This window comes from Algoriphagus sp., from assembly GCF_024305035.1.
Taxonomy (GTDB): Bacteria; Bacteroidota; Bacteroidia; order Cytophagales; family Cyclobacteriaceae; genus Algoriphagus.
The window spans coordinates 40267-62446 of sequence record NZ_JAMWZB010000022.1; the positions used below are offsets into that span (position 1 = coordinate 40267).

The window sequence follows — 22180 nt, forward strand, 5'->3', positions numbered from 1 at the left end:
AACGCTCAAACCTATGAAAATCAACATCATTAAAATTGGGGGAAACGTCATTGACTTTCCAGATAAACTGGAAGAATTTTTGGATCAATTTTCCAAATTTCCTGGAAAGAAAATCTTGGTTCATGGCGGAGGAATTATGGCTTCCCGCTTTGGTGAGTCACTGGGTGTGATGCCTGAAATGATCGATGGTCGCAGGATTACGGACAAAGACACACTAGATGTAGTGACGATGGTTTATGCTGGGCTGATCAATAAAAATATGGTAGCCAAACTTCAAGCGCTTCGCGTGAATGCAATTGGAATGACTGGAGCAGATGGCAATATCATTCGCTCTATCAAGCGCCCAGTCAAGGGTATTGATTATGGTTATGTAGGTGATATTGAGGAGGTAGACACCCAATTAATTAAGCATTTATTAAGCTTTGATTTGGTCCCTGTCTTGAGTGCGATCACGCATGATCAACAAGGGCAGTTACTCAACACCAATGCCGACAGCATCGCCTCGGCCCTAGCCACTAGTTTGGCAAAAGAACACCAAGTCAATCTGTATTACTGCTTTAATAAAAGTGGCGTGTTGTTGGACGAGAAAAACGAACAATCGATCATTCCCTTGATCAACGAAGACATTTATGCCGAACTCAAACAAGAAAATGTAATCCATTCGGGCATGATTCCCAAACTGGACAATGCCTTTGAAGCCTTGCAAAAAGGCGTCAACCACGTATGGATTGGAAAGGCAGAAAATCTTTTGCTTTCTATAAAAGGAAAACTTTCCGGAACCATCCTGGAGAGGAATCGATACGATCTATTCTAATGTCGCACCTAGAATCACTTACCGAAACGGCTATTCATCTCTTAAAAAGCTTGATTGCCATTCCTTCTTTTTCCAGACAGGAAGAAGGTACCGCGGCTTTATTGGCGCAGTTTTTTAGGGAAAACAACATCGAATTTCAGCGGAAACACCATAATATTTGGGCTTTTGCTCAGCCATTCGATGCAAACAAACCGACTGTATGGCTCAACTCCCATCACGACACGGTAAAACCAAATTCCGGCTATACCAAAGACCCTTTTGCTCCGATTCTCGAAGATGGAAAATTGTTTGGGTTAGGTTCCAACGATGCCGGAGGCTGTCTGGTAAGCTTGATTGCAGCTTTTTTATCTGTTAAGGACCACGATCTTCCTTTTAATCTTCTTTTGATTGTCTCGGCTGAAGAAGAAATATCAGGGGCTCAGGGCATCAGCTCTCTGATTGACCTGCTTCCCAAGGCTGATTTGGCCATAGTAGGGGAACCTACCCAAATGCGACTGGCAGTCGCTGAAAAAGGCCTTATGGTCATTGATGCGAAGGTCAAAGGAGTGGCTGGACACGCTGCCCGTGAGGAAGGAGTCAATGCCATCTATCAGTCCTTGCAGGATCTGGAAATCCTTAAAAACTTCAATTTTAAGAAAAAATCTGCTTTTCTAGGGGAAAGCAAAGTAAGTGTCACGGTCATCCGTGCGGGTAATCAGCATAATGTGATTCCGGATTTATGTGAATTTACCCTGGACGTAAGAATAACCGATGCCTATACCTTAGAAGAAGCTTTTGAGGAGCTTTCCTCTCAACTTTCGGCAAACCTGATTCCTCGGTCCATGCGTCTGCAGCCTTCGCATCTTCCCCAAAACCATCCCATTTTATGGGTTTCAAAGGAGTTGGGGATTGAAACTTTTGGCAGCCCTACCCTTTCCGATCAAGCTTTGATCCCCTATCCATCCGTAAAAATCGGTCCTGGTTTTTCGGGTCGATCTCATAGTGCAGATGAGTTTATATACCTGGAAGAAATTAAAGCCGGAATCCATGGATATATTTCAATTTTGGAAGCTTATTCCAAACAATTCACCCACACAAACACCCTATGAAAATCTGGCAAAAAGCAACTGACAGCAGTCAGGAAGTAGAAAAATTCACGATTGGAAAAGACCCCGAATTTGATCAGATCCTAGCTCCTTTTGATGTGTTGGGTTCGATGGCACATGCCAAAATGCTGGTTCAAATCGGTCTGTTAACCCAAAAGGAAAATGAACTGCTCCAAAAAGGCTTGAAAGAAATCTATTTGGAAATCGAAAAAGGTCAATTCCAGATACAGCCTGGCGTAGAGGATGTGCATTCTCAAGTCGAGTTTCTGCTCACCCAGCGATATGGAGAGGTAGGAAAGAAATTACATTCTGGCCGCAGCCGAAATGATCAAGTCTTAGTGGATTTAAAGTTGTATTATCGGACAGCAATTCGGGAATTGGTCCATCAAACCCAGGCGCTTTTTGAGTTACTGATTGATTTGGCTGAGCGGCACAAAAACGACTTGATGCCCGGATATACCCACACTCAATTAGCCATGCCTTCAAGTTTTGGTTTGTGGTTTGGATCGATTGCCGAGGGATTAGCAGAAGATTTGGCTTTGCTTAAGGTTGCATTTGACCTCAGCAATAAAAACCCATTGGGTTCGGCAGCCGGTTATGGTTCGAGTTTTCCCTTGGATCGAACCTTGACCACGAAATTATTGGGTTTTGGAGATTTGCACCACAATGTGATCAATGCTCAAAATAGTCGAGGAAAAACAGAACGAACAGTGGCATTTGCAATGGCTGGTTTAGCCGCCACACTTAATCGTTTGTCGACTGATTGTATTCAATTTATGAATCAACATTTTGGTTTTATTAGCTTTCCGGACGAATTGACCACAGGGTCAAGCATCATGCCGCACAAAAAAAATCCTGATGTTTTTGAGTTGATTCGTGCCAAGAGTAATCAGATTCAAGCAGTTCCCACGACAGTCACCTTGCTACTGACCAACAGCAGTACGGGATATCATCGGGATTTACAACTGCTGAAAGAAGAAATTTTTCCTGCCATAGAAAGCTTAAGCGATTGTCTTACCATGAGTGGGTTTATGCTCCAATCCATTCGAGTGAAAAAAGGAATTTTATCCGATCCGTTTTACAAGCATCTTTTCTCCGTTGAAGAGGTAAATAAACTGGTCATCGAAGGAATGCCGTTTAGGGATGCCTATAAAAAAGTGGGCTTTGCCATTGAAAATGGTGCGTTCAACCCCGATCAGAACAGCCTTCACCACGTTCATGAAGGAAGCATTGGAAATCTTTGCTTGGAGGAAATCCAGAAAAAGTTTACATCCCTTATGCATCAATTCGAATTTCAACCCATGAATGAGGCAGTTGAGCGCTTGCTCGAATAGATACTTTCACCATTTACAGGATAATTGGTTTCCTTTCATAAGAATAGCTTATTTTTGATAAAGTGTTTTATTATACTTGATCAAACCCAAAGCTAATCTATGAAAACCACCCTTCTCGGAGACAATATCAAATATGACCTCAAAGCGAGTTTAGTAGTATTTTTAGTCGCCTTGCCTTTATGCCTAGGAATAGCAGTGGCCAGTGGTGCTCCGCCGATGTCAGGCTTAATTGCGGGTATAATTGGCGGCATCGTGGTAGGCTCACTTTCCGGTTCACATGTGAGTGTGAGTGGACCGGCAGCAGGTTTGACCGTAATTGTCTTGGATGCCATTTCTACCTTAGGGACTTTTGAATTATTTCTTGCCGCAGTTGTAGCAGCGGGTATAATTCAGCTTATTCTTGGGTATTTGAAAGCTGGAGTCCTGGGTTACTATTTCCCAAACTCGGTAATTAAAGGAATGCTGACTGCCATTGGATTGATTCTTATCCTCAAGCAGATTCCTCATGCTTTGGGATGGGATAAAGACCAAATGGGGGACATGGCATTTAATCAAATGGACAATCAAAACACCTTTTCAGAGATTTGGTATGCGATCCAATACTTCAGTCCAGGGGCCATTCCCATAGTTTTGATCGCTTTAGCATTGATTCTTTTTTTTGAACGACCCAAAATCAAAAATCATCGAATCCTAGGTTTGGTTCCCGGAGCACTTTGGGCGGTGATTTCAGGCATTTTAATCAATCAACTATATGGAATAATCAAGCCTGAATGGAAACTGAGCGGTGAGCATTTGGTATCCATCCCAGAAGTTGAATCCATTTCTGGCTTGGGCAAATTGGTCACCTTCCCGGACTTTGGTTTGGTAGGGACACCTGACTTTTGGGTAGTAGCGGTGACCATTGCTATCATTGCCAGTATAGAAACCTTACTTAGCCTAGAGGCTGGGGATAAAATGGATCCCTATAAGCGGATTTCACCAGCTTCACGAGAACTTCTGGCTCAAGGAACCGGAAATACGATTTCGGGATTAATCGGAGGACTTCCCGTAACCGCAGTTATCGTACGGACCACAGCCAATGTCGGATCCGGCGCCAAAACCAAATTATCAGCAGTGATGCATGGTGTTTTGCTTTTGGTCCTAGTGGTGGGCATAGCCAATATTCTAAACCTCATTCCGTTGAGTTGCCTGGCAGCTGTCCTATTTGTGGTAGGATTTAAATTGGCTAAACCGAAGATTTTCATCAATGAATTTCAAAAAGGTAAGAATCAATTTATCCCTTTTTTGGTGACGGTAGTAGCCATTTTGTTTACCGATTTACTGACTGGAATAGGAATCGGGATTGTGGTAGGAGTTTTCTTTGTGATAAAAACCAACTATCAAAAATCGGTCTTAGTGACTGAATTAAACGGTCGATATTTGGTCAAGCTTCAAAAAGACGTATCTTTTCTAAACAAGGCTCCTTTGATGCGGCAATTGAGACAAATTCCCAATGGTAGTGCGGTCATCTTAAATGCCAGTAAAGCAAAGTTTATCGATCATGACATCCATGAATTACTCAACGATTTCATCGCTACCTCCTCGGATAGAGATATCAGTGTCGAGGTCGAAGGATTTAATTATAAAATAAAAGAAACACTATGAACCAGTACGAAAAGCTCTTATTACAGAATAAAAGTTGGTCGGAGGAAATGTCCGAACAAGACAAGAATTTTTTTACCCGATTGGCCCATCAACAAAAGCCAAAATTTTTATGGATTGGATGCTCTGACAGTCGAGTACCAGCCAATGAAATTACTGGAACGGATCCAGGAGAAATTTTTGTCCATCGAAATATTGCCAACATGGTTGTACACACGGATCTTAATTTACTTTCCGTGCTGCAGTATGCAGTAGAAGTACTAAAAGTGGAGCATATCATTGTCTGTGGTCATTATGGCTGTGGAGGGGTCGAGGCAGCAATTTCTCACAATAACCTAGGCTTGATCAATAAATGGCTCAGAAATATCAAAGAAGTCTATTTGACTTATGAGCAGGAATTAAATCAAATCGAGAATCATACAGAAAAAGTAAATCGATTGGTAGAATTAAACATCCAGGAGCAATGCGCGGACTTGCTTAAAACCTCCATAGTCCAAAAAGCTTGGCTGGAGCGAAAGGGCCCCCATGTTCATGGATGGGTTTATGGATTGGACAATGGGCTGGTCAAAGAACTATTGACCATTGAGCCTGATATCGAAAATATCAATCCAATTTTCAGATATGATGAAGAACAATTGAAAAAATTAACCTAGTTCATCATAAGGTGTGTGAATTAGCTTTGAAAATTCGCACACCTTTACGTTATTTGCATCATCCTTACACTTTTTGAGTGCGAGGTTTATATAGAAGAGGTGAGAGACAGGCTCGATGACCCTCTGGCAACCTAGAAAATCTAAGGTGCCAATTCCTGCCAAATAAGCTTTTCTTATTTGGAACTATAAATTCTTCGCTATATGAAAATTTATCCTTCCCCTTTCTGGCCTCCATCTGATATCTGGTTGATTTTATCCCCGGAATATCCTGCTATGCTTTTCAGATGTTGCCAAAAGAATTCTTCTGCCATTGATTTAAATTAATTTCTCAAACCCTTTAACCAATATTTCTATGTCAACTAACTTGAGATTTGAAACCCTCCAACTCCACGCCGGACAAGAACCGGATACGGCCACCAATTCCCGTGCAGTCCCAATTTATCAGACGACCTCATACACCTTTAACTCAGCGGAGCATGGGGCCAATCTTTTTGCATTAAAAGAGTTTGGCAACATCTACACCCGGATCATGAATCCGACCACGGATGTTTTCGAAAAGCGGATCGCTGCCCTTGAAGGTGGGGTAGCAGCTGTTGCGACTGCATCGGGTCAATCCGCTCAATTTTTGGCTTTAAATAATATCCTACAGGCTGGTGAAAATTTTGTGAGCACTCCCTACCTCTATGGCGGGACTTACAATCAGTTTAAAGTTGCCTTTAAGCGGATCGGCATTCACGCTCGATTTGCAAAGGGAAACCATCCCGAAGATTTTGAAAAGTTGATTGATGAAAAAACCAAGGCAATTTACCTGGAGACGATCGGAAACCCAGAGTTTAATATTCCTGATTTTGATGCCTTGGCCGCTTTGGCGAAAAAATATAATTTGCCCTTAGTGGTTGACAATACCTTTGGAGCCGGCGGATACTTATTTAGACCCATCGAGCATGGTGCGGCAATCGTAACTTCTTCTGCCACCAAATGGATCGGTGGTCATGGAACCTCGGTCGGTGGCATCATTGTGGATGGGGGTAATTTTAATTGGGGTAATGGAAAATACCCACAGTTTTCAGAACCATCAGAAGGGTATCATGGACTAAAGTTCTGGGAAGTTTTCGGTGAGGGAAATCCGCTAGGGCTACCCAATATCGCTTTTGCCATTCGAGCCAGGGTCGAGGGATTGCGGGATTTCGGACCTGCAATCAGTCCTTTCAATTCATTCTTGCTGCTTCAAGGAGTTGAAACACTTTCTCTTCGCGTTCAACGAACCGTTGACAATGCACTTCAATTAGCCCATTGGCTAGAGACTCATCCCCAGGTACAAAAAGTAAATTATCCTGGCCTTGCTAGTTCACCGTATCACACCCTAGCCAAAAAATACCTTAAAAACGGTTTTGGGGGCGTCTTGAGTTTTGAGTTAACGGGAGATAAGGCGAAAACCTCGGCCTTTATCAATAGCTTAAAGCTCGTCTCTCACCTGGCTAATGTTGGGGATGCTAAAACCTTGATCATTCAACCTGCAGCAACTACCCATCAGCAATTGAGCGATGCTGAGCAAGTGGCAGCGGGCGTGACTCCCACCTTACTCCGTGTTTCTCTTGGCATTGAGCATATCGAGGACATCAAAGGGGATTTTGAACAGGCTTTTCAACATATTTCTTAATCTTTAAATGAATCTCCAAAGTCAATTTGCAACGATTTCCATGTCTGAACAAGTTTTCCTTTCTCCTGATCCCCTTCCATTAGAATCAGGAGAAACCCTTCCTCAACTCGAATTGGCCTATACCACAATTGGAAACTTAAATGGTGAGCGGAGCAATGTGATTTGGGTAATTCATGCCTTAACTGGGGATGCCAAAGTCACAGAATGGTGGGGTGGATTGATTGGAGAAGATAAGTTTTATGACCCGGCGGATTATTTCATCATTTGTGCTAATCTGCCGGGATCATGTTATGGTTCCACGAGTCCGCTTTCTGAGAATCCAGCAACCGGAGAACCTTATTTTTATGATTTCCCCCACCTCACTCCACGGGATTTAGCCGCTAGTTTAGAGCTCTTACGAAAGCATTTAAAGGTGGAAAATATCCATACCTTGATCGGAGGATCATTGGGAGGCCAAGTGGCCTTGGAATGGAGTTTTACGCTGGGGAAAAAACTTAAAAATGCCATTGTTTTAGCTTCAACGGCCAAGACGTCTCCCTGGACTATTGGGTTTAACGAAACCCAACGAATGGCTATCGAGGCGGATTGCACCTGGGGGGAAAAATCCAAAGATGCCGGGCTGAAAGGGTTGGAAACGGCTCGAGCGATCGCTATGCTTAGCTACCGTCATCCTGAAGACTTAAAGCGAAAACAGGCAGAATCGGAAGAAAAATTGGACGGATTCAAAGCTTCTTCTTACCTCAGGTACCAAGGCCAAAAACTAGGAAAGCGATTCAATGCCCTGTCTTATTGGACCCTTTCCAAAGCTATGGATAGCCATGATTTGGGTCGTGGCAGAGGTGGATTGGAATCTGTACTGGGCAAAATTCAAGCTAAAGTTTTGGCTGTAGGAGTAAATACCGATCTCTTATTCTTGCCGGAAGAATCCCAAATGATCAGCGCAAAAGTACCTAGGGGCACTTACAAAGAAATTCGTTCCACTGCCGGACACGATGCCTTTTTAATTGAATTTGAGCAACTTAGTTATTTAATTCAATCCTTCTATTTGGAGCAATCTTAGCGAGCCGTTCAGGTTCCTTCCGTGGTAGACCCAATAAAACCCCAAAGCTAGAAGCAACGTGTCGTAGATTCATCCCTTGTAGCTTATTGATTCTATAATTCTGATTAGTTTTGGACTGGTTATCAAGTAAAACTATTCAAACAATTGAACCGTATTCAACTTCTTCATCAACAGACAGAATTAACCCTATTAACCGAAAAGGCACTTTGGATTTCGGAGTTGAACAGCCTTTTTATTTCTGATTTACATTTTGGAAAAGCAGCTCATTTTAGAAAATCCGGAATTCCGATTCCCGAACCGATTCACCACCGAGATCTCCAAAAACTTGCCTACCTGATCCAAACCTACAACCCTTCAGATTTTTATTTTTTGGGGGATTTATTTCATAGTGACTGGAATGATCAATGGGTATTATTAACGGAATTTTTACAGCAATTTTCTTCGGTTCGCTTTCATTTGATCCAAGGGAATCATGATATTTTACCCAAATCTGTGTATGCCTCCTCCCCCATCATTTTTCACAAACAGCCCCTGCATTTAAAAAATTTTTCCCTTTCCCATGAGCCGCTGGAGTCCATTCCAACCCATCAATTGAATATATGTGGACACCTACATCCCGGCGTGGGATTAAAAGGCCTGGCCCGACAGTCCCTACGTATACCCTGTTTTTATTTGGACAAGAATCAGTTGATTTTGCCGGCCTTTGGAAATTTCACGGGGTTGGCCTTAATGGAAAGAACACCTACTGCTCAGATATTCGGAATCACGGAAAAAAAAGTGATCCCAATCCTTTCCGAATTTTAGATTGGCAAAATCCTTGGGGATGGTTAGCTTTGATGAGAATTTTGATAGACTATGGCAAACTACCCTCGAAAGAAAAAACGGCTGGGGCATTTTAAATTTGGAAGTGTACTTTTTAGTACCACCCTTTCCTTGTTTATAGTAGGGCTTTTTGGAGTCATATTGATTCAGGCCAAAACCCTGACCTCGATGATTCGTGAAAATGTTGAGGTTCAACTTTTCCTGGACAAAAATTTAAGTGAGGATCAAATCGATCAGATCGAAAGTAATTTGTCGAGCCGATCGTTCATTCTCCGGAAAGCAGACAGCTTGAATCTTCGGTTTATCAGCAATGCAGAAGCCGCAGAAACTTTTATAGAGAGTACAGGAGAGGATTTTACCAAATTTCTGGAGGATAACCCCCTTCGCGATAGTTTTGTAATTACCATTTCGGAAGAGTTTCAGACCGCTGAGCAACTGGAAGAAATCGCCCTTGAATTGGAAGCTATTCCGGGTGTATTTGAGGTATCGTATATGACAGATCTGGTAGATTCAATTAACAAGAATCTACTGAAGGTAAGTTTGGTCATGGGCGGTTTTATTTTGATTTTGATCATCACGGTCATCATGCTGATTAACAATACCATCCGCTTAGCCTTGTTTTCCCAACGTTTCTTAATTCGATCGATGCAGTTGGTTGGCGCTACCCGAGGATTTATTCGGAAGCCATTTCTGCTTCGTTCCTGGATTTTTGGAATGCTTGCTGGACTGATTGCTTCTGGAGTGTTATTTATTCTGATTTCCTATACCCAATCTGCCATTGAGGGCTTTGCGCTGTTGCAAAATCAAGAACTTCTCCTGCTTTTATTCGGTTCATTGATTGTTGTAGGAGGATTTCTTTCACTCCTTAGTACCTTGCGTGCTGTCAATAAATATTTGAACATGTCACTTGACGAACTTTACTAATCATGAGCAAAGCTTCTTTTCCATTTTCTAGAAAAAATTACAAATTGATGTTTATCGGTATTGGCTTGATTTTGCTGGGCTTTACCTTAATCTGGTTAGATTCAGAACCCCATGGCAGAGGGATATTAGGACTTACTATCGGACCGATTGTTACCCTTGCCGGATTTATTTTTGAATTTTATGCGATTTTCGCTAAAACGGAAGATAACGCCTAAGGCGTTTTTAATGTATGATGCAGGAAGAACCCTACGGTGAATTCTTTTTAGTCAATAAGCCATTCGAATGGACCTCCTTTGATGCGGTTAAAAAAATTCGAAATGCACTAAAAGTAAAAAAAGTAGGCCATGCAGGGACCTTGGATCCTTTGGCTACTGGTCTTCTGATTATTTGTGCCGGTCGGATGACCAAGCAAATCGATGCCTTTATGGGGCTTGAAAAAGAATATACCGGAACCTTTAAAATTGGCGAGACGACCGAATCCTTTGATTTGGAAAAACCAGTGCAATTTGTCGCCGATCCCAGCCACATTACGCAAGAACAAGTTGAAAAAGCCATCGAAAAACTAACGGGTCAAATTCAGCAAATTCCCCCGATGCACTCGGCCATCAAAGTGGACGGCAAGCGGGTTTATGAATCAGCAAGAGCTGGAAAAACAGTAAAAATGGAGGCGCGATCTGTTTTTGTAAGGGAATTTGAATTACTGAAATTTGAAAATGATGAAATCAGCTTTCGAATTTCTTGTTCGAAGGGAACTTACATTCGAAGTCTAGCTCGGGATTTAGGAGAGCTGCTTGGAGTAGGTGCCTATATGAGTAGTCTCTGCCGTACGCGGATAGGAGAACATTTACTTTCCAATGCAAAAGAACTCCCTGATCTTATCGAGGAACTAAAAGCCAGAAATACCCATGAAAATATATGAAGGACTTCAGGAGTTTGGTTCGGTCTCCAATCCGGTAGTGACCAGTGGAACCTTTGATGGAGTTCATTTAGGGCATCAAAAAATACTTCTTCGCTTAAAAGAAATCGCCAAATCCATTGGCGGAGAAACGGTTCTTCTTACTTTTTGGCCTCATCCCAGACTTGTCCTTTACCCAAAAGAGCATAATTTAAGGCTATTGTCCACCTTTGAGGAAAAAGCAAAATTGCTTCGGGATTTTGGAATTGATCATTTGATATCCATTCCGTTTACCAAGGAATTTTCGCAAATGACTTCTCATCAGTTTATCCAAGAGGTTATCAAGAAAAAAATCGGAACCAAGAAATTGGTGATCGGTTATGATCATCGCTTTGGTAAAAATCGGGAAGGTAGCTTTGAGTACCTTCAAGAGAACAGTTCCGCGTTTGGATTTGAGCTGGAAGAAATCAGCCGGCAAGACGTTGATGCAATTGGGGTTTCGAGTACCAAAATCCGTCGCGCTTTGGAGTCGGGTGAGGTCAGTACAGCCAATCAATACTTAGGTCGACCCTATGAATTAAACGGCTTGGTCATCAAAGGGCAGCAAATAGGTCGGTCCATTGGTTTTCCTACAGCCAACATCCACATCCCTAATGATTATAAATTGATTCCCAAAGACGGAGTGTATGCCGTCCGAGCCCTGGTCTTAGGAAAATTGTATAATGCGATGCTCAATATTGGAAACCGTCCAACGGTAGATGGAAGTAAAAAAACAGTTGAGGCACATTTATTTGACTTTCAAGGAAACCTCTATGATCAGCAGATTACCATTTACCTAGAATTTTATTTGAGAGAAGAGCGAAAATTTGAGAACTTAGCTGGTCTTAAAGCACAATTGCTTATCGATCAGGAGGAAGCAAAATCACGACTATAAACCCAAAAAAATGATCAATAAAACTGTAAAAGATGCTCGCCAAGCCGTGTTGGATATTCCCAGTGGTGCATTTTTAATGATGGGAGGATTTGGACTTTCGGGAATACCGGAAAATTGCATCACAGCCCTACTCGAAAAACCCATTGATAATCTTACCATTGTCTCCAATAATGCGGGAGTAGATGATTTTGGGATCGGATTACTTTTGAAAAAGAAAATGGTCAAAAAAATGATTTCCAGCTATGTTGGGGAAAATGCAGAATTCGAGCGTCAATTGCTTAGCGGAGAATTGGAGGTTGATCTCATTCCTCAGGGTACCCTGGCTGAGCGTGTCCGTGCAGGTGGGGCCGGAATTCCCGCATTTTTTACTCCGGCAGGAGTAGGTACTGAAGTGGCAGAAGGCAAAGAGGTTAGGGAATTTGAAGGAAAAAAGTACTTGTTGGAATCTTGGCTAAGAGCTGATTTCTCCTTGGTCAAGGCTTGGAAGGGTGACACTGCGGGGAATTTGATTTACAAAGGTACGGCCAGAAATTTCAACCCGATGATGGCAGCGGCCGGAAAGATTTGTATCGCCGAAGTAGAGGAATTAGTTCCTGCTGGCGAGTTGGACCCCAATCAAATCCATACCCCCGGCATCTATGTGCAACGGATTTTCCAGGGGAAAGATTACCAAAAGCGGATTGAACAGCGTACAATAACTCCATGATTTTTTCACCCAAACTAAAGTAAAATGCTCACTAAGGAACAAATAGCCCAACGAATAGCCAAAGAAGTCAAGAACGGACAATACATTAATCTGGGAATTGGAATTCCCACTTTGGTTGCCAATTATATTCCAGATGACTTGGATATTGTTTTGCAATCTGAAAATGGACTGCTGGGGATTGGTCCATTTCCAACAGAAGAAACGATCGACCCTGACTTGATTAATGCTGGAAAACAAACCATTACCCTAGTGAAGGGCTCTGCCCTTTTCAGTTCAGCGGAATCATTTGCAATGATTCGAGGCGGTCATATTCACTTAACAATCCTGGGAGCGATGGAGGTTTCCGAGAATGGAGATATTGCCAACTGGAAAATTCCTGGAAAAATGGTCAAAGGAATGGGAGGTGCAATGGATTTGGTGGCATCTGCCGAAAATATCATTGTGGCCATGCAGCATGTATCCCGAGATGGTTCTTCCAAACTTTTGCCTGAATGCACCCTGCCGATAACCGGAATTCGCTGTGTGAAAAAAATTGTGACTGATTTGGCAGTGTTGGAAATTAATCCATCCGGAGGGGGTTTTGTATTAAAAGAACGGGCTCCGGGAGTAAGTGTGGAAGAAATCCGCGATAAAACCGCAGGTAAATTGCTAATCGAAGGAGAAATCCCTGAAATGACCCTCTAAAGAATTCGATTTGGGGAACTGAGATGAAGTTCCGCAGGTTACACTGAAAATTTTCAAAAATGAAAGAATCTGAAATTCAATTTAAAGTCCAGGTTGACCAAAACAACCTTCCCAAAAATATTACCTGGAGTGCCACAGACAAAGAAGGTGAAGGACTTGAAAGCACAAAAAGCATCAGTCTAAATGTTTGGGATAATCTCAATCAAAGTACCCTACGCATTGACCTTTGGACAGAGGAAATGTCGGTGGCAGAAATGAAGCGATTTTACATTGATGTGATCGGGGGAATGGCACAAACGATTTTGACCAGTACAGGTGATGAATACATGTCCGAAGAAATGAAAGATCTCTGCGATCGATTGGTCAGGCATGTCAATGAAGAAAATGCAAAATCTTGACTTGATCTAAAACAAAAAAGGGAAGGATATGACCTCAATCATATCCTTTTTTTTATGACCATATTTAACCTATCTTTTTTAGGATTTTTTAATAAATCCTAATTCCAAATCAATTTTCATCAATAATTATTACTGATTTTTTAATTGTTTTCAGAAGCTTGGGTAAGTTTCCTTCGTCCCACCAAAAGTATCCCCGTTTTCTACCAATTTAAAATACTTTAAGTGCCTTGTTTATTCAGTTTTTCGCATAAATTTCGGCGGATATACAGGATCACCCTAGTTTCTGTAACGTAAATTTTATAAACCCTCAATTAGCCTATGAGCACATTTACTCAAAAAATCAGGAGTACAGTAGCAACGCTGACGCTGTTGGTTTCCTTGGGATGGTGTGGAGTTTTCGCCCAAACTACCACCATCTCAGGTAAAGTCATCGATGCGGATAACAAAGAAACATTAGTCGGAGTGAATATTATCGTGAAGGGAAAAGTAATTGGAACAATTACGGACCTGGACGGAAATTTCTCCCTAAAAGTCAATCAGGCTCCACCCTTTATCTTGGTTTTTTCCATGGTCGGATATGCCGCCAAAGAAGTGGAGATCACAAACCCAAACACCACTGGACTTAACCTCGAACTCAGCGAGCAAACCATGCTAGGACAGGAAGTAGTCATCTCTGCCTCACGGGTGGAGGAAAACATTCTTCAGTCCCCGGTTTCTATCGAAAAGATGGACGTACTGGCCATCAGGGAAACCCCTTCAGATACCTATTATAAAGCCATCGCTAACCTCAAAGGAGTAGATGTCACCAGCTCCTCTATCAATTTCCAAATTGTGAATGCTCGGGGATTTAATTCCACCGGTAATACCCGCTTCGTCCAATTGACAGATGGAATGGATACCCAAGCTCCCGCCTTGAACTTCCCGATTGGTAATCTCAATGGCCCCTCTGAATTGGATGTGGAAAGCGTGGAATTTATCCCCGGTTCCGCATCGGCACTCTATGGCCCAAATGCATTTAACGGAATTCTGCTCGTGAACAGCAAAAGTCCGTTTGAGTATCAAGGATTCAGTGCTTTTTATAAGCAGGGCTTCAACCACTTTGGAGGGCAGAATGGAGAACCCAGCAGTCCTCAGCCGATGTTTGAAGGTTCCATCCGATATGCCAAAGCGTTTAATAATAAATTTGCTTTTAAGCTGAATGCTTCATTTATGGAAGCAACCGATTGGTACGGCACCGATCAGACTGATTTAAATCCAAGCTTACAAGGAGAACTCCCCTTCAATCCCGGCGCTAACCGAGTTCATGTCTTCGGTGACGAAGTAGCCAATAACATTGGATTACTAAGAAATGTAGGAGCAATTCAAGCTGCCGCCAACCAATTGGGCTTAGGAGGATATATTAATAGCATTCCTGATCAGATTGTTTCTAGAACAGGCTATGACGAACGTCATTTAGTGGACTACGGTGCTAAAAACTATAAGTTCAATACTGGATTCCACTATCGCATCAACGATCGCTCCGAATTATCCTATACGCTAAACTATGGATCCGGAACCTCTGTCTATACCGGAGCCCAACGGTATTCGTTGAGAAATTTTGAAATTAGCCAGCATAAACTTGAGTTGCGCGGGGATAATTACTTTTTGAGAGCATACACTACCCGAGAAAATTCTGGTGACTCCTACATCGCAGATTTGACCGGCGTGAATATCAACGAAAAATGGAAGAGTAACACCAATTGGTTTGGGGAATATACCATCGCTTACATGGCTGCGCTGGCCCAACAGGGAGTGGCTCCCGGAGCATTCGGATCTCCACAGCAGCAAGCCAATGCGCACGGTTTTGCCAGAGGCGCAGCTGATACGGGTCGGATTATGCCCGGTACCCCTGAATTTGAACAGGCGTCGAGAGAGGTCAGAGCTGGGTTCATTCCTGCCGGATCACTGTTCAATGATCAATCCAGAATGTATATGTCAGAAGGTCAGTATGATTTCAAAAATGAAATTGATTTTATTGACCTTCAGGTCGGTGGATCCTACCGAGTCTATGAATTGCGGTCCAATGGGACCATATTCGCCGATGTAGAGGGAAATGATATCACGATCTCAGAATATGGAGCTTTTGCTCAGGCAGGAAAAAAGGTACTCAATGAGCAGTTGAAATTAACTGGTTCGCTTCGATACGATAAAAATGAAAACTTTGAGGGGCAATTCAGTCCCCGGATTTCTGGTGTGTTCACTCAGAACAATCACAATTTCAGGTTATCCTATCAAACCGGTTTTCGAATGCCCACTACGCAAGGACAGCACATTGATTTGAATGTGGTTTCTGCACGGCTCATCGGCGGTTTACCCTTTTACAGAGAGAAATACGACATCTTCACCAATGCCTTTACGCTTGCCTCGGTCGAAGAATATGTGGCCCGAGTAGGTTCGGGATTGAGCCCGGTTGATCCAGCGGCTACTTCAGCATTAAAGCCAGCCAGTGAAGAAGATTTTCCGGCTTTAAGACCTGAGCAAGTCCGATCCATTGAAATCGGCTATAAGAGTTTGCTCAACTCTAACAATATTTTGGTTGATTTTGCCTATTACTACAATATCTACAGTGATTTTATCACCCAAAATGCAGTAAGAAAGGCTCCTGGACCCATATTCCCAGTTCCTGCTAACGGAGACCAACTGGCAATCAATGCGGTCAATGCTCCTTCCCTACTTACCCCAATTACGACACCGGGGAATGAGAACACCTTTCAAACCTATACCAATTTTACCGGATCAAACGTGAGAGCCCATGGGGCAGCATTGGGACTTACGTTCAACCTTCCAAAAAACTTTGTCCTTTCGGGAAATTACAATTTCAACAAACTGCTGACCGCACCTTCCGAAGGTTTTTTGAATGATTTCAATACGCCTGAACATAAAGGAAACCTCACTTTTGGCAATCGAAAGGTTACCGATAATTTGGGCTTTAATGTAGCGCTGCGAACCCAATCGGCATTCCGATGGGAATCCTCTTTTGCAAGAGGAGATGTGCCTGCAGTGACTACGGTAGATGCTCAGATCAGCTATCGAGTTTCTTCAATGAAGTCAATCTTTAAATTGGGGGGATCAAATATCCTCAATAATCGATACTTCCTCAATTTCGGAGGTCCTACCATTGGATCTATTTATTACTTATCGATCACGTTTGATGAGTTGTTTAGATAAAATTTCCAACCTATGAAAAATCTCAAAAATTATATCTCACGGATTGCCCTATTCACCGTGGCTACCGCCTGTACCTATGAATTCCCTGAAACTCCCCTGGTAGAACCCACCTCAGGAACTGCTGACTTCAGTAAAATGATCGTATTAGGCGACGGAATCGCAGCTGGATTTATGGACGGAGCTTTATACAACAGGGGGCAACGCAATTCCTTTGCCGTCCAACTCGCCGAACAAATGAAAGCAATCAACGGGGGAGAATTTACTATTCCTGATATCAATTCTGAAAATGGGTTCTTCGGTTTTGGTCCCAATAATATCCCATTGGGAAGATTAATCCTTCGAACCTCCAATGGCACTACTGCTCCAGCCCCTATTGGATCCGGGGAGCTACCCGCTCCATTTACGGGTGATAAGACCGTTTTGAACAATTTCTCTGTACCCAATTTAACTTTGGGATTGGCCTTGATTCCTCAAACAGGAGGTCCTAATGTGCCTCAAAACCTTGCTTATAATCCTCTTTATGCACGATTTGCTTCAAACCCAGGAACCTCTACCCCGCTTGGTGATGCGGCAGCAGCTTTGGCTAATGGAGGTACCTTCTTCACCCTTTGGTTAGGAAGTAGTGATGTATTAGGCTATGCCATCAGTGGTGCTTCAAATCCCTCAATTCTAACCGCTGAAGAAGAGTTTACAGGACGATTTACCGCAATTCTTGGAACCCTGTTACAGGCCTCTCCAGAAGCTAAAGGAGCAGTAGCTAATATTCCAAATTTGAATGTATTGCCTTACTTCAATCTCGTTCCTTGGAATGCCTTACCTTTGGATGAACAAACGGCAACTTTTGTCAACAGTAATTTTGCCCAATACAATGGAGGACTTGTGCAATTGGAGGCGATGGGAGCAATTTCGGCGGAAGAAAGAGCTTTGAGGACAATCGAATTTCAGGCTGGCCTAAATGGCTTTTTGATCACTGATGAAGCATTAACCGATCTTACTCAATTTGGCTTGCCTTCCATTCGTCAAAGCAACAGTTCCGATAAAGCAACCCTTACCCTATCCCAAGCCCTGGGACAACCGGTAAATGACAATCCACAAGCCATCCGAGGAGTAAGTTTTCCGGTTGAAGATTCTTTTGTATTGACTCCCAGTGAACAAACCCAAATTCAAAACTCCATAGAGGCCTTCAATAGCATCATTAATGTCGCAGTCCAGAATAATTCAGATCGTTTGGTTTTAGTCGATGTGAATGACCTGCTTGATCGCGTACTTGCCGGACAAGTGAATGCAGGAGGGCAAGCCTTAACCGCCAGCATTGTGCCCCCAAATGGAGGTTTCTCAGTGGATGGAATTCATCCAAATGGACGAGCGCATGCATTTGTTACCAACGAATTTATCCAAGCAATCAACGCCAAATGGGGATCCACCATCCCCCTACTCAACCCCAATTCCGTGGTAGGAAATGATCTTCCGATTCAATAATTAAAATGACCACCAATCTTAAAAGAGAAAGCCACTCCATGAGTGGCTTTCTCTTTTACACTTTCCATCTTTTTTACTGGCTTAATGTTCTTCGGCCAGCGTACTGAGAAAGCTCACCAAATCCCGAATTTCACGTTTGCTCAGCCTTCCAGCGAGCGTAGGCATACTGGAAGCTGCAATTTTCTTTTCCGTAATTTCCGAACTTTTATAAGCCTTTTCCGGATCGGAACCGACTTTTACGGTCACCGAATCCTCATTTTCTTCCATCAAAGTTCCATTAACTTGTTCTCCGTTTTCCAACTTGAGGCTGACAAACCCATATCCCGGAGCAAGTCTGGCACTGGGATCAACCAAGGCAATCAAAAGTTCCTTCCGACTCAATTTTTTAGCCACTCCATTCAGCCTTGGTCCTGCATTCCCTCCCATATCATCATAGGCATGGCAGCGAATACATTGCGCAGTTTGATTTTGAAAAAAGATACTTCTTCCTGCCCGAACACTGCCCTCTGCCAGCGCTCCTTCATATTTCTTCCATTCCTGGTCCCCAGCTTTTTGAGCTAATAGCTCTTCAAATTTGGCTTGAAGTTCTTCCGAACCGGTTTTTTCCAAAGCTTCTTCCAACTCTATCCAGGTAGCGGATGGCAAATTGCCACTTTCAAAATCAGCAAAAATGGATTCCCATTCCGAAAGTTGGCCCGACCCTTCCACATCTCCAAGACTCAATAGGGCCCGTTGTTTCTCAGGATTGGTTCGCTTTTGTATGATATCCATGAGTAGCGTGACTTTTTGTTCCTTTGGTAAGCTAGTTTCCGAAAGCAATGCCAATCCCCCTACACGGACCTGCTGATTTGAATCATTCATCGCAGAGGTGATCGCATCACCCAAATTTTCAGCATTCATCGTTTTCAAGGCCTGTAATGCCTCAACTTTTACCTCGGCATTGGGGTCTGTTTTCACCTGGGTTAAGAGCTGGTCTGATGCATTGATTGCCTTGAGTTTTCCTAAAGATTTTGCAGCAGCTTTCCGGATTTCAGCATTTCCATTGGAAAGTGCCGCAGTCAAACCGGGCAGGCTTCTATCCCGGATAAGACTTCCGTCGCGCTCCACAGGACCACGATACCGTCCATCTACCCGATCCACCACAGAAGGATTGCTCCAAGTACCAATTATAGCCAATGCCTCCAATTTCATTGCTTCCGGAACTTGAGCTTTGGCCATAAAAGCCAACACTTCATTGAGCTGCTGTTCACCCCCTAATCGCTGGTTTGCACTAAGTATTCTTCTCATCAAAGGCTCGTTGGTAAACCGAGTGGTATTCAAAAGGCCCGCCAGCTGAGGCATTGCACCTGCTACTGAAAAATCATCGTGAATCGCTCTAGCGGCTTCAGTGACAATTAATTCATTTTCATCATGGAGAAATTTGGCCAATTCTGGGCTTTCCAATCTCCTCAAGGCAATCACCGCTCCCATTCGAACGGCCGGGGATTCATGTTCGGAGAGATTTCCTAACTTGGATTGATCCCCTATACGAGCCAGTGCCAAACTTGCCGCATGACGCAAATAGGCATCTTGGTCATTGTTTTCAGCCAGCAAATCGATCAAGGCCTCTGTAGCTTTCGCTTCACCTGTTCTTCCTAAGGCCTCAGCGGCAAAAAACTGAACTCGGGCATGATCATCGGATAAATTTTCAATTAATGCATCGCCAGCCTTGGCATAGCGAATATCTCCAAGCCATTTGGCTGCTTGAGCACGAATTTCAGGATCCTTGTCGTTTAAATAAGAAACCAAAGCATCTGCATCATTGATGTCATCCATCCGCGCAATTTGGCTAATGCCTACAATGGAATGAATTCGGGCAAATAAATTTTTTTCATCAGCCAATACTTCCTTAAAAATTTCCAATCCTTCTTTTTTTCGTTTGGCCAATTCAAATTGTCCTTTTCTGCGAACTCGGAGGTCCTCATGGTAAAGTTTCGACTTCAGGTCTGCAGGGGATAAACTCGAATAATCGGCTTTCAGCTCCTGCTCGGAATTAGTCTGCAATTCCCAACCCTGGGCTTGCTCATCTTCTAGTTTCCAGATCCGTCCATAGTTTTTGGTGCCCCAACCATCCACCCAATCGGCAAAGTAAAGCTTGCCGTCGGGCCCGAAATCCATTCCGGTAGGTAACACTCCTGAAATAATCCGCTCAGTTGACTTGAGTTCAAAACTTGCTCCTTTGGGTTCAAGGGTAAATGCATGGATTCCCGAGTTAGCGGCATTTCCCACGAATTCAACAATAAAAAAATGATCCTTCCACTGTGGTCCCAGACCGGATCCAGGGTTATAGACCATTCCGGTAGGGCCAGAAACATAGTTGGCAATCGGCGGGGTTATAAAAGCGGCCTGCTCTTCCCATCGTGGAGTAAAGAGCTTTTCGTCCATCCAAACTTTGTAGGTATTGTTATCCGGGTCCCGGTATTTTCCAAATTGCCAATTGATTCTCCAGCCCGAATCTGAGCCATTGGTCAGATAGACTAAACGTTCTTTTTCTCCTGCATGATCTCCATCATTATCCACAGAAATCAAATTATTGTAAGCGTCAAAGACAAACTCATGGGTATTTCTCACCCCCATGGCATAAATTTCAAAATCGGAACCGTCTGGATTCGCTCGTGCGATAACCCCTCTATTGGGGTATTTCCAGGCTTTTCCATCTGGTCCCTTGCCATTGAATCCGATATCACCGATTCCCCAATACACACGACCATCCGGTCCCATTTCCAAGCCAGACATGCCATGAGCTCCAAATCCAATATGAATTCCATAGCCATGTGAAATGGATTCTTTATGGTCCATAACCCCATCCCCATTCCTATCTTCCAGTCTCCACATATCAGGGCCAACCCCTACAAACAGGGCATCCTCTCCCATCATCACCGCACCGGCCACATCAGTGACTTCGTCATTGAAATCTTCCACAACGAGCTGTGAAAAATCCGCAAGTCCATCGCCATCCGTATCGCGAAGCTTAAATATTTGCTCCTTTTCTACGGTCATATCCCGCCAATCATGCGAACCGTCTCCATTTAAGTCTGCTAGCCAGGTATTAAATTGGCTTCGTTCAGCAGAAAGTTCAGATCGAAGAAATTCCCGTTTATCCTCAATACTTTGAAGACTGATGGAACGAATTTCCCAATCCTGGTGTCCTCGAATATCAAATTCGGAGTTTTTCTGCCGATTGGTCCGGGAATAAAAAAGATCTCCTTGATCGGTTATGTGGATGGAAATCGGATCGTAAACCAGGGAATCCACTCCCCAGGCAGATAATTTTAACCCCGGTTTTAAGACCGGATTAATTTGCGAGCGGGCGTTTTCGGCCTGTTCTTCTAACTCAGATTTTTCAAAGGTTTTGATTCGGAGGTCCGTCGGTTCATTCTGGCAGGATAAAAGCGAAAATGCCAGAATTGCTACAGGAATGCAGCTAATTTTAGGAAGGTGCATAGGTTTTTGAGGGTATTGTTTCAATTGGCAAAATAACCATTTTTAAAAAAGTCTTAAACCCATTCATATAAATCAAAAAATCAACCTAGCTTAAAAACAAAAATCCCGACCAGAAGCCGGGATTTTGTTCACTTTAACCACTAACAACCATAAAACAAAAATGACCTTGAACAGTCGAATTGACTGCTCATTGAGTAGTCCGTACGGGAATCGAACCCGTGTTTCATCCGTGAAAGGGATGCGTCCTAACCCCTAGACGAACGGACCATGGGGTACTAAAAATCATTTCAAAACAGCTTTAACTCATTAGGTACGTTTACCTAAGTTGGGCTAAATCTTTGAACTAAGTAGTCCGTACGGGAATCGAACCCGTGTTTCATCCGTGAAAGGGATGCGTCCTA

At 43.2% G+C, this 22180-nt stretch carries 18 protein-coding genes, 2 tRNA genes and 1 riboswitch (1 of these 21 cut by a window edge); of the genes, 17 read left to right on the forward strand and 3 right to left on the reverse strand.

Annotated elements, in window-relative coordinates:
* Positions 1-13 precede the first annotated feature (13 nt).
* From argB to Q0L00_RS13505, 17 genes are all read left to right on the forward strand, one after another.
* Positions 14-814 carry an acetylglutamate kinase gene (gene argB / locus Q0L00_RS13425; protein ID WP_297337396.1) on the forward strand — a complete coding sequence of 267 codons (801 nt, stop codon included), beginning with the start codon at positions 14-16 and terminating at the stop codon, positions 812-814.
* Complete coding sequence (locus Q0L00_RS13430; protein WP_297337397.1) at positions 814-1902, forward strand: M20 family metallo-hydrolase; 1089 nt, start codon at positions 814-816, stop codon at positions 1900-1902. The genes argB and Q0L00_RS13430 overlap by 1 nt, the downstream gene beginning before the upstream one ends.
* Positions 1899-3233: an argininosuccinate lyase gene (gene argH / locus Q0L00_RS13435; protein ID WP_297337398.1), complete on the forward strand. Its 1335-nt coding sequence runs from the start codon at positions 1899-1901 to the stop codon at positions 3231-3233. Before Q0L00_RS13430 ends, argH begins: the two co-directional genes overlap by 4 nt.
* Before the next feature lie 99 nt (positions 3234-3332).
* Entirely contained in the window at positions 3333-4877 is a 1545-nt protein-coding gene (locus Q0L00_RS13440; RefSeq protein ID WP_297337399.1) for a SulP family inorganic anion transporter, read from the forward strand.
* Positions 4874-5527 (forward strand): carbonate dehydratase, encoded by a 654-nt coding sequence (can, locus tag Q0L00_RS13445; protein ID WP_297337400.1) that lies wholly within the window; start codon positions 4874-4876, stop codon positions 5525-5527. The genes Q0L00_RS13440 and can overlap by 4 nt, the downstream gene beginning before the upstream one ends.
* An 83-nt stretch (positions 5528-5610) precedes the next feature.
* Positions 5611-5719: riboswitch (SAM riboswitch) on the forward strand.
* Between the two features lie 160 nt (positions 5720-5879).
* Positions 5880-7187: an O-acetylhomoserine aminocarboxypropyltransferase/cysteine synthase gene (locus Q0L00_RS13450; protein ID WP_297337401.1), complete on the forward strand. Its 1308-nt coding sequence runs from the start codon at positions 5880-5882 to the stop codon at positions 7185-7187.
* A 7-nt stretch (positions 7188-7194) separates the two neighbouring features.
* On the forward strand, positions 7195-8247 hold the full coding sequence (metX, locus tag Q0L00_RS13455; RefSeq protein ID WP_297337402.1) for a homoserine O-acetyltransferase: 1053 nt from the start codon (positions 7195-7197) through the stop codon (positions 8245-8247).
* A gap of 144 nt (positions 8248-8391) precedes the next feature.
* A complete protein-coding gene (gene pdeM, locus Q0L00_RS13460) occupies positions 8392-9051 on the forward strand; it encodes a ligase-associated DNA damage response endonuclease PdeM (RefSeq protein ID WP_297337403.1) in 660 nt (219 codons plus the stop codon).
* 51 nt (positions 9052-9102) lie between these two features.
* Positions 9103-9993: a permease-like cell division protein FtsX gene (locus Q0L00_RS13465; RefSeq protein ID WP_297337404.1), complete on the forward strand. Its 891-nt coding sequence runs from the start codon at positions 9103-9105 to the stop codon at positions 9991-9993.
* Between the two features lie 2 nt (positions 9994-9995).
* On the forward strand, positions 9996-10208 hold the full coding sequence (locus Q0L00_RS13470) for a DUF3098 domain-containing protein (RefSeq protein ID WP_297337405.1): 213 nt from the start codon (positions 9996-9998) through the stop codon (positions 10206-10208).
* 14 nt (positions 10209-10222) lie between these two features.
* Positions 10223-10912 carry a tRNA pseudouridine(55) synthase TruB gene (gene truB, locus Q0L00_RS13475; RefSeq protein ID WP_297337406.1) on the forward strand — a complete coding sequence of 230 codons (690 nt, stop codon included), beginning with the start codon at positions 10223-10225 and terminating at the stop codon, positions 10910-10912.
* Positions 10899-11822 (forward strand): bifunctional riboflavin kinase/FAD synthetase, encoded by a 924-nt coding sequence (locus tag Q0L00_RS13480; protein ID WP_297337407.1) that lies wholly within the window; start codon positions 10899-10901, stop codon positions 11820-11822. The genes truB and Q0L00_RS13480 overlap by 14 nt, the downstream gene beginning before the upstream one ends.
* A gap of 10 nt (positions 11823-11832) precedes the next feature.
* A complete protein-coding gene (locus tag Q0L00_RS13485) occupies positions 11833-12528 on the forward strand; it encodes a CoA transferase subunit A (RefSeq protein ID WP_297337408.1) in 696 nt (231 codons plus the stop codon).
* A gap of 24 nt (positions 12529-12552) precedes the next feature.
* A complete protein-coding gene (locus Q0L00_RS13490; RefSeq protein ID WP_297337409.1) occupies positions 12553-13212 on the forward strand; it encodes a 3-oxoacid CoA-transferase subunit B in 660 nt (219 codons plus the stop codon).
* A 59-nt stretch (positions 13213-13271) separates the two neighbouring features.
* Positions 13272-13610: a gliding motility protein GldC gene (gene gldC, locus Q0L00_RS13495; RefSeq protein ID WP_297337410.1), complete on the forward strand. Its 339-nt coding sequence runs from the start codon at positions 13272-13274 to the stop codon at positions 13608-13610.
* 318 nt (positions 13611-13928) lie between these two features.
* Positions 13929-16817 (forward strand): carboxypeptidase-like regulatory domain-containing protein, encoded by a 2889-nt coding sequence (locus tag Q0L00_RS13500; protein ID WP_297337411.1) that lies wholly within the window; start codon positions 13929-13931, stop codon positions 16815-16817.
* Between the two features lie 12 nt (positions 16818-16829).
* Positions 16830-18296 (forward strand): hypothetical protein, encoded by a 1467-nt coding sequence (locus Q0L00_RS13505; RefSeq protein WP_297337412.1) that lies wholly within the window; start codon positions 16830-16832, stop codon positions 18294-18296.
* 81 nt (positions 18297-18377) lie between these two features.
* Here the strand turns inward: Q0L00_RS13505 and Q0L00_RS13510 are convergent, their stop codons facing one another.
* The 3 genes from Q0L00_RS13510 to Q0L00_RS13520 form a co-directional block, all read right to left on the reverse strand.
* A complete protein-coding gene (locus Q0L00_RS13510) occupies positions 18378-21779 on the reverse strand; it encodes a HEAT repeat domain-containing protein (protein ID WP_297337413.1) in 3402 nt (1133 codons plus the stop codon).
* 195 nt (positions 21780-21974) lie between these two features.
* Positions 21975-22046, reverse strand: a tRNA-Glu gene (locus tag Q0L00_RS13515).
* A gap of 81 nt (positions 22047-22127) precedes the next feature.
* A tRNA-Glu gene (locus Q0L00_RS13520) sits at positions 22128-22180 on the reverse strand; it runs 119 nt beyond the window's last position.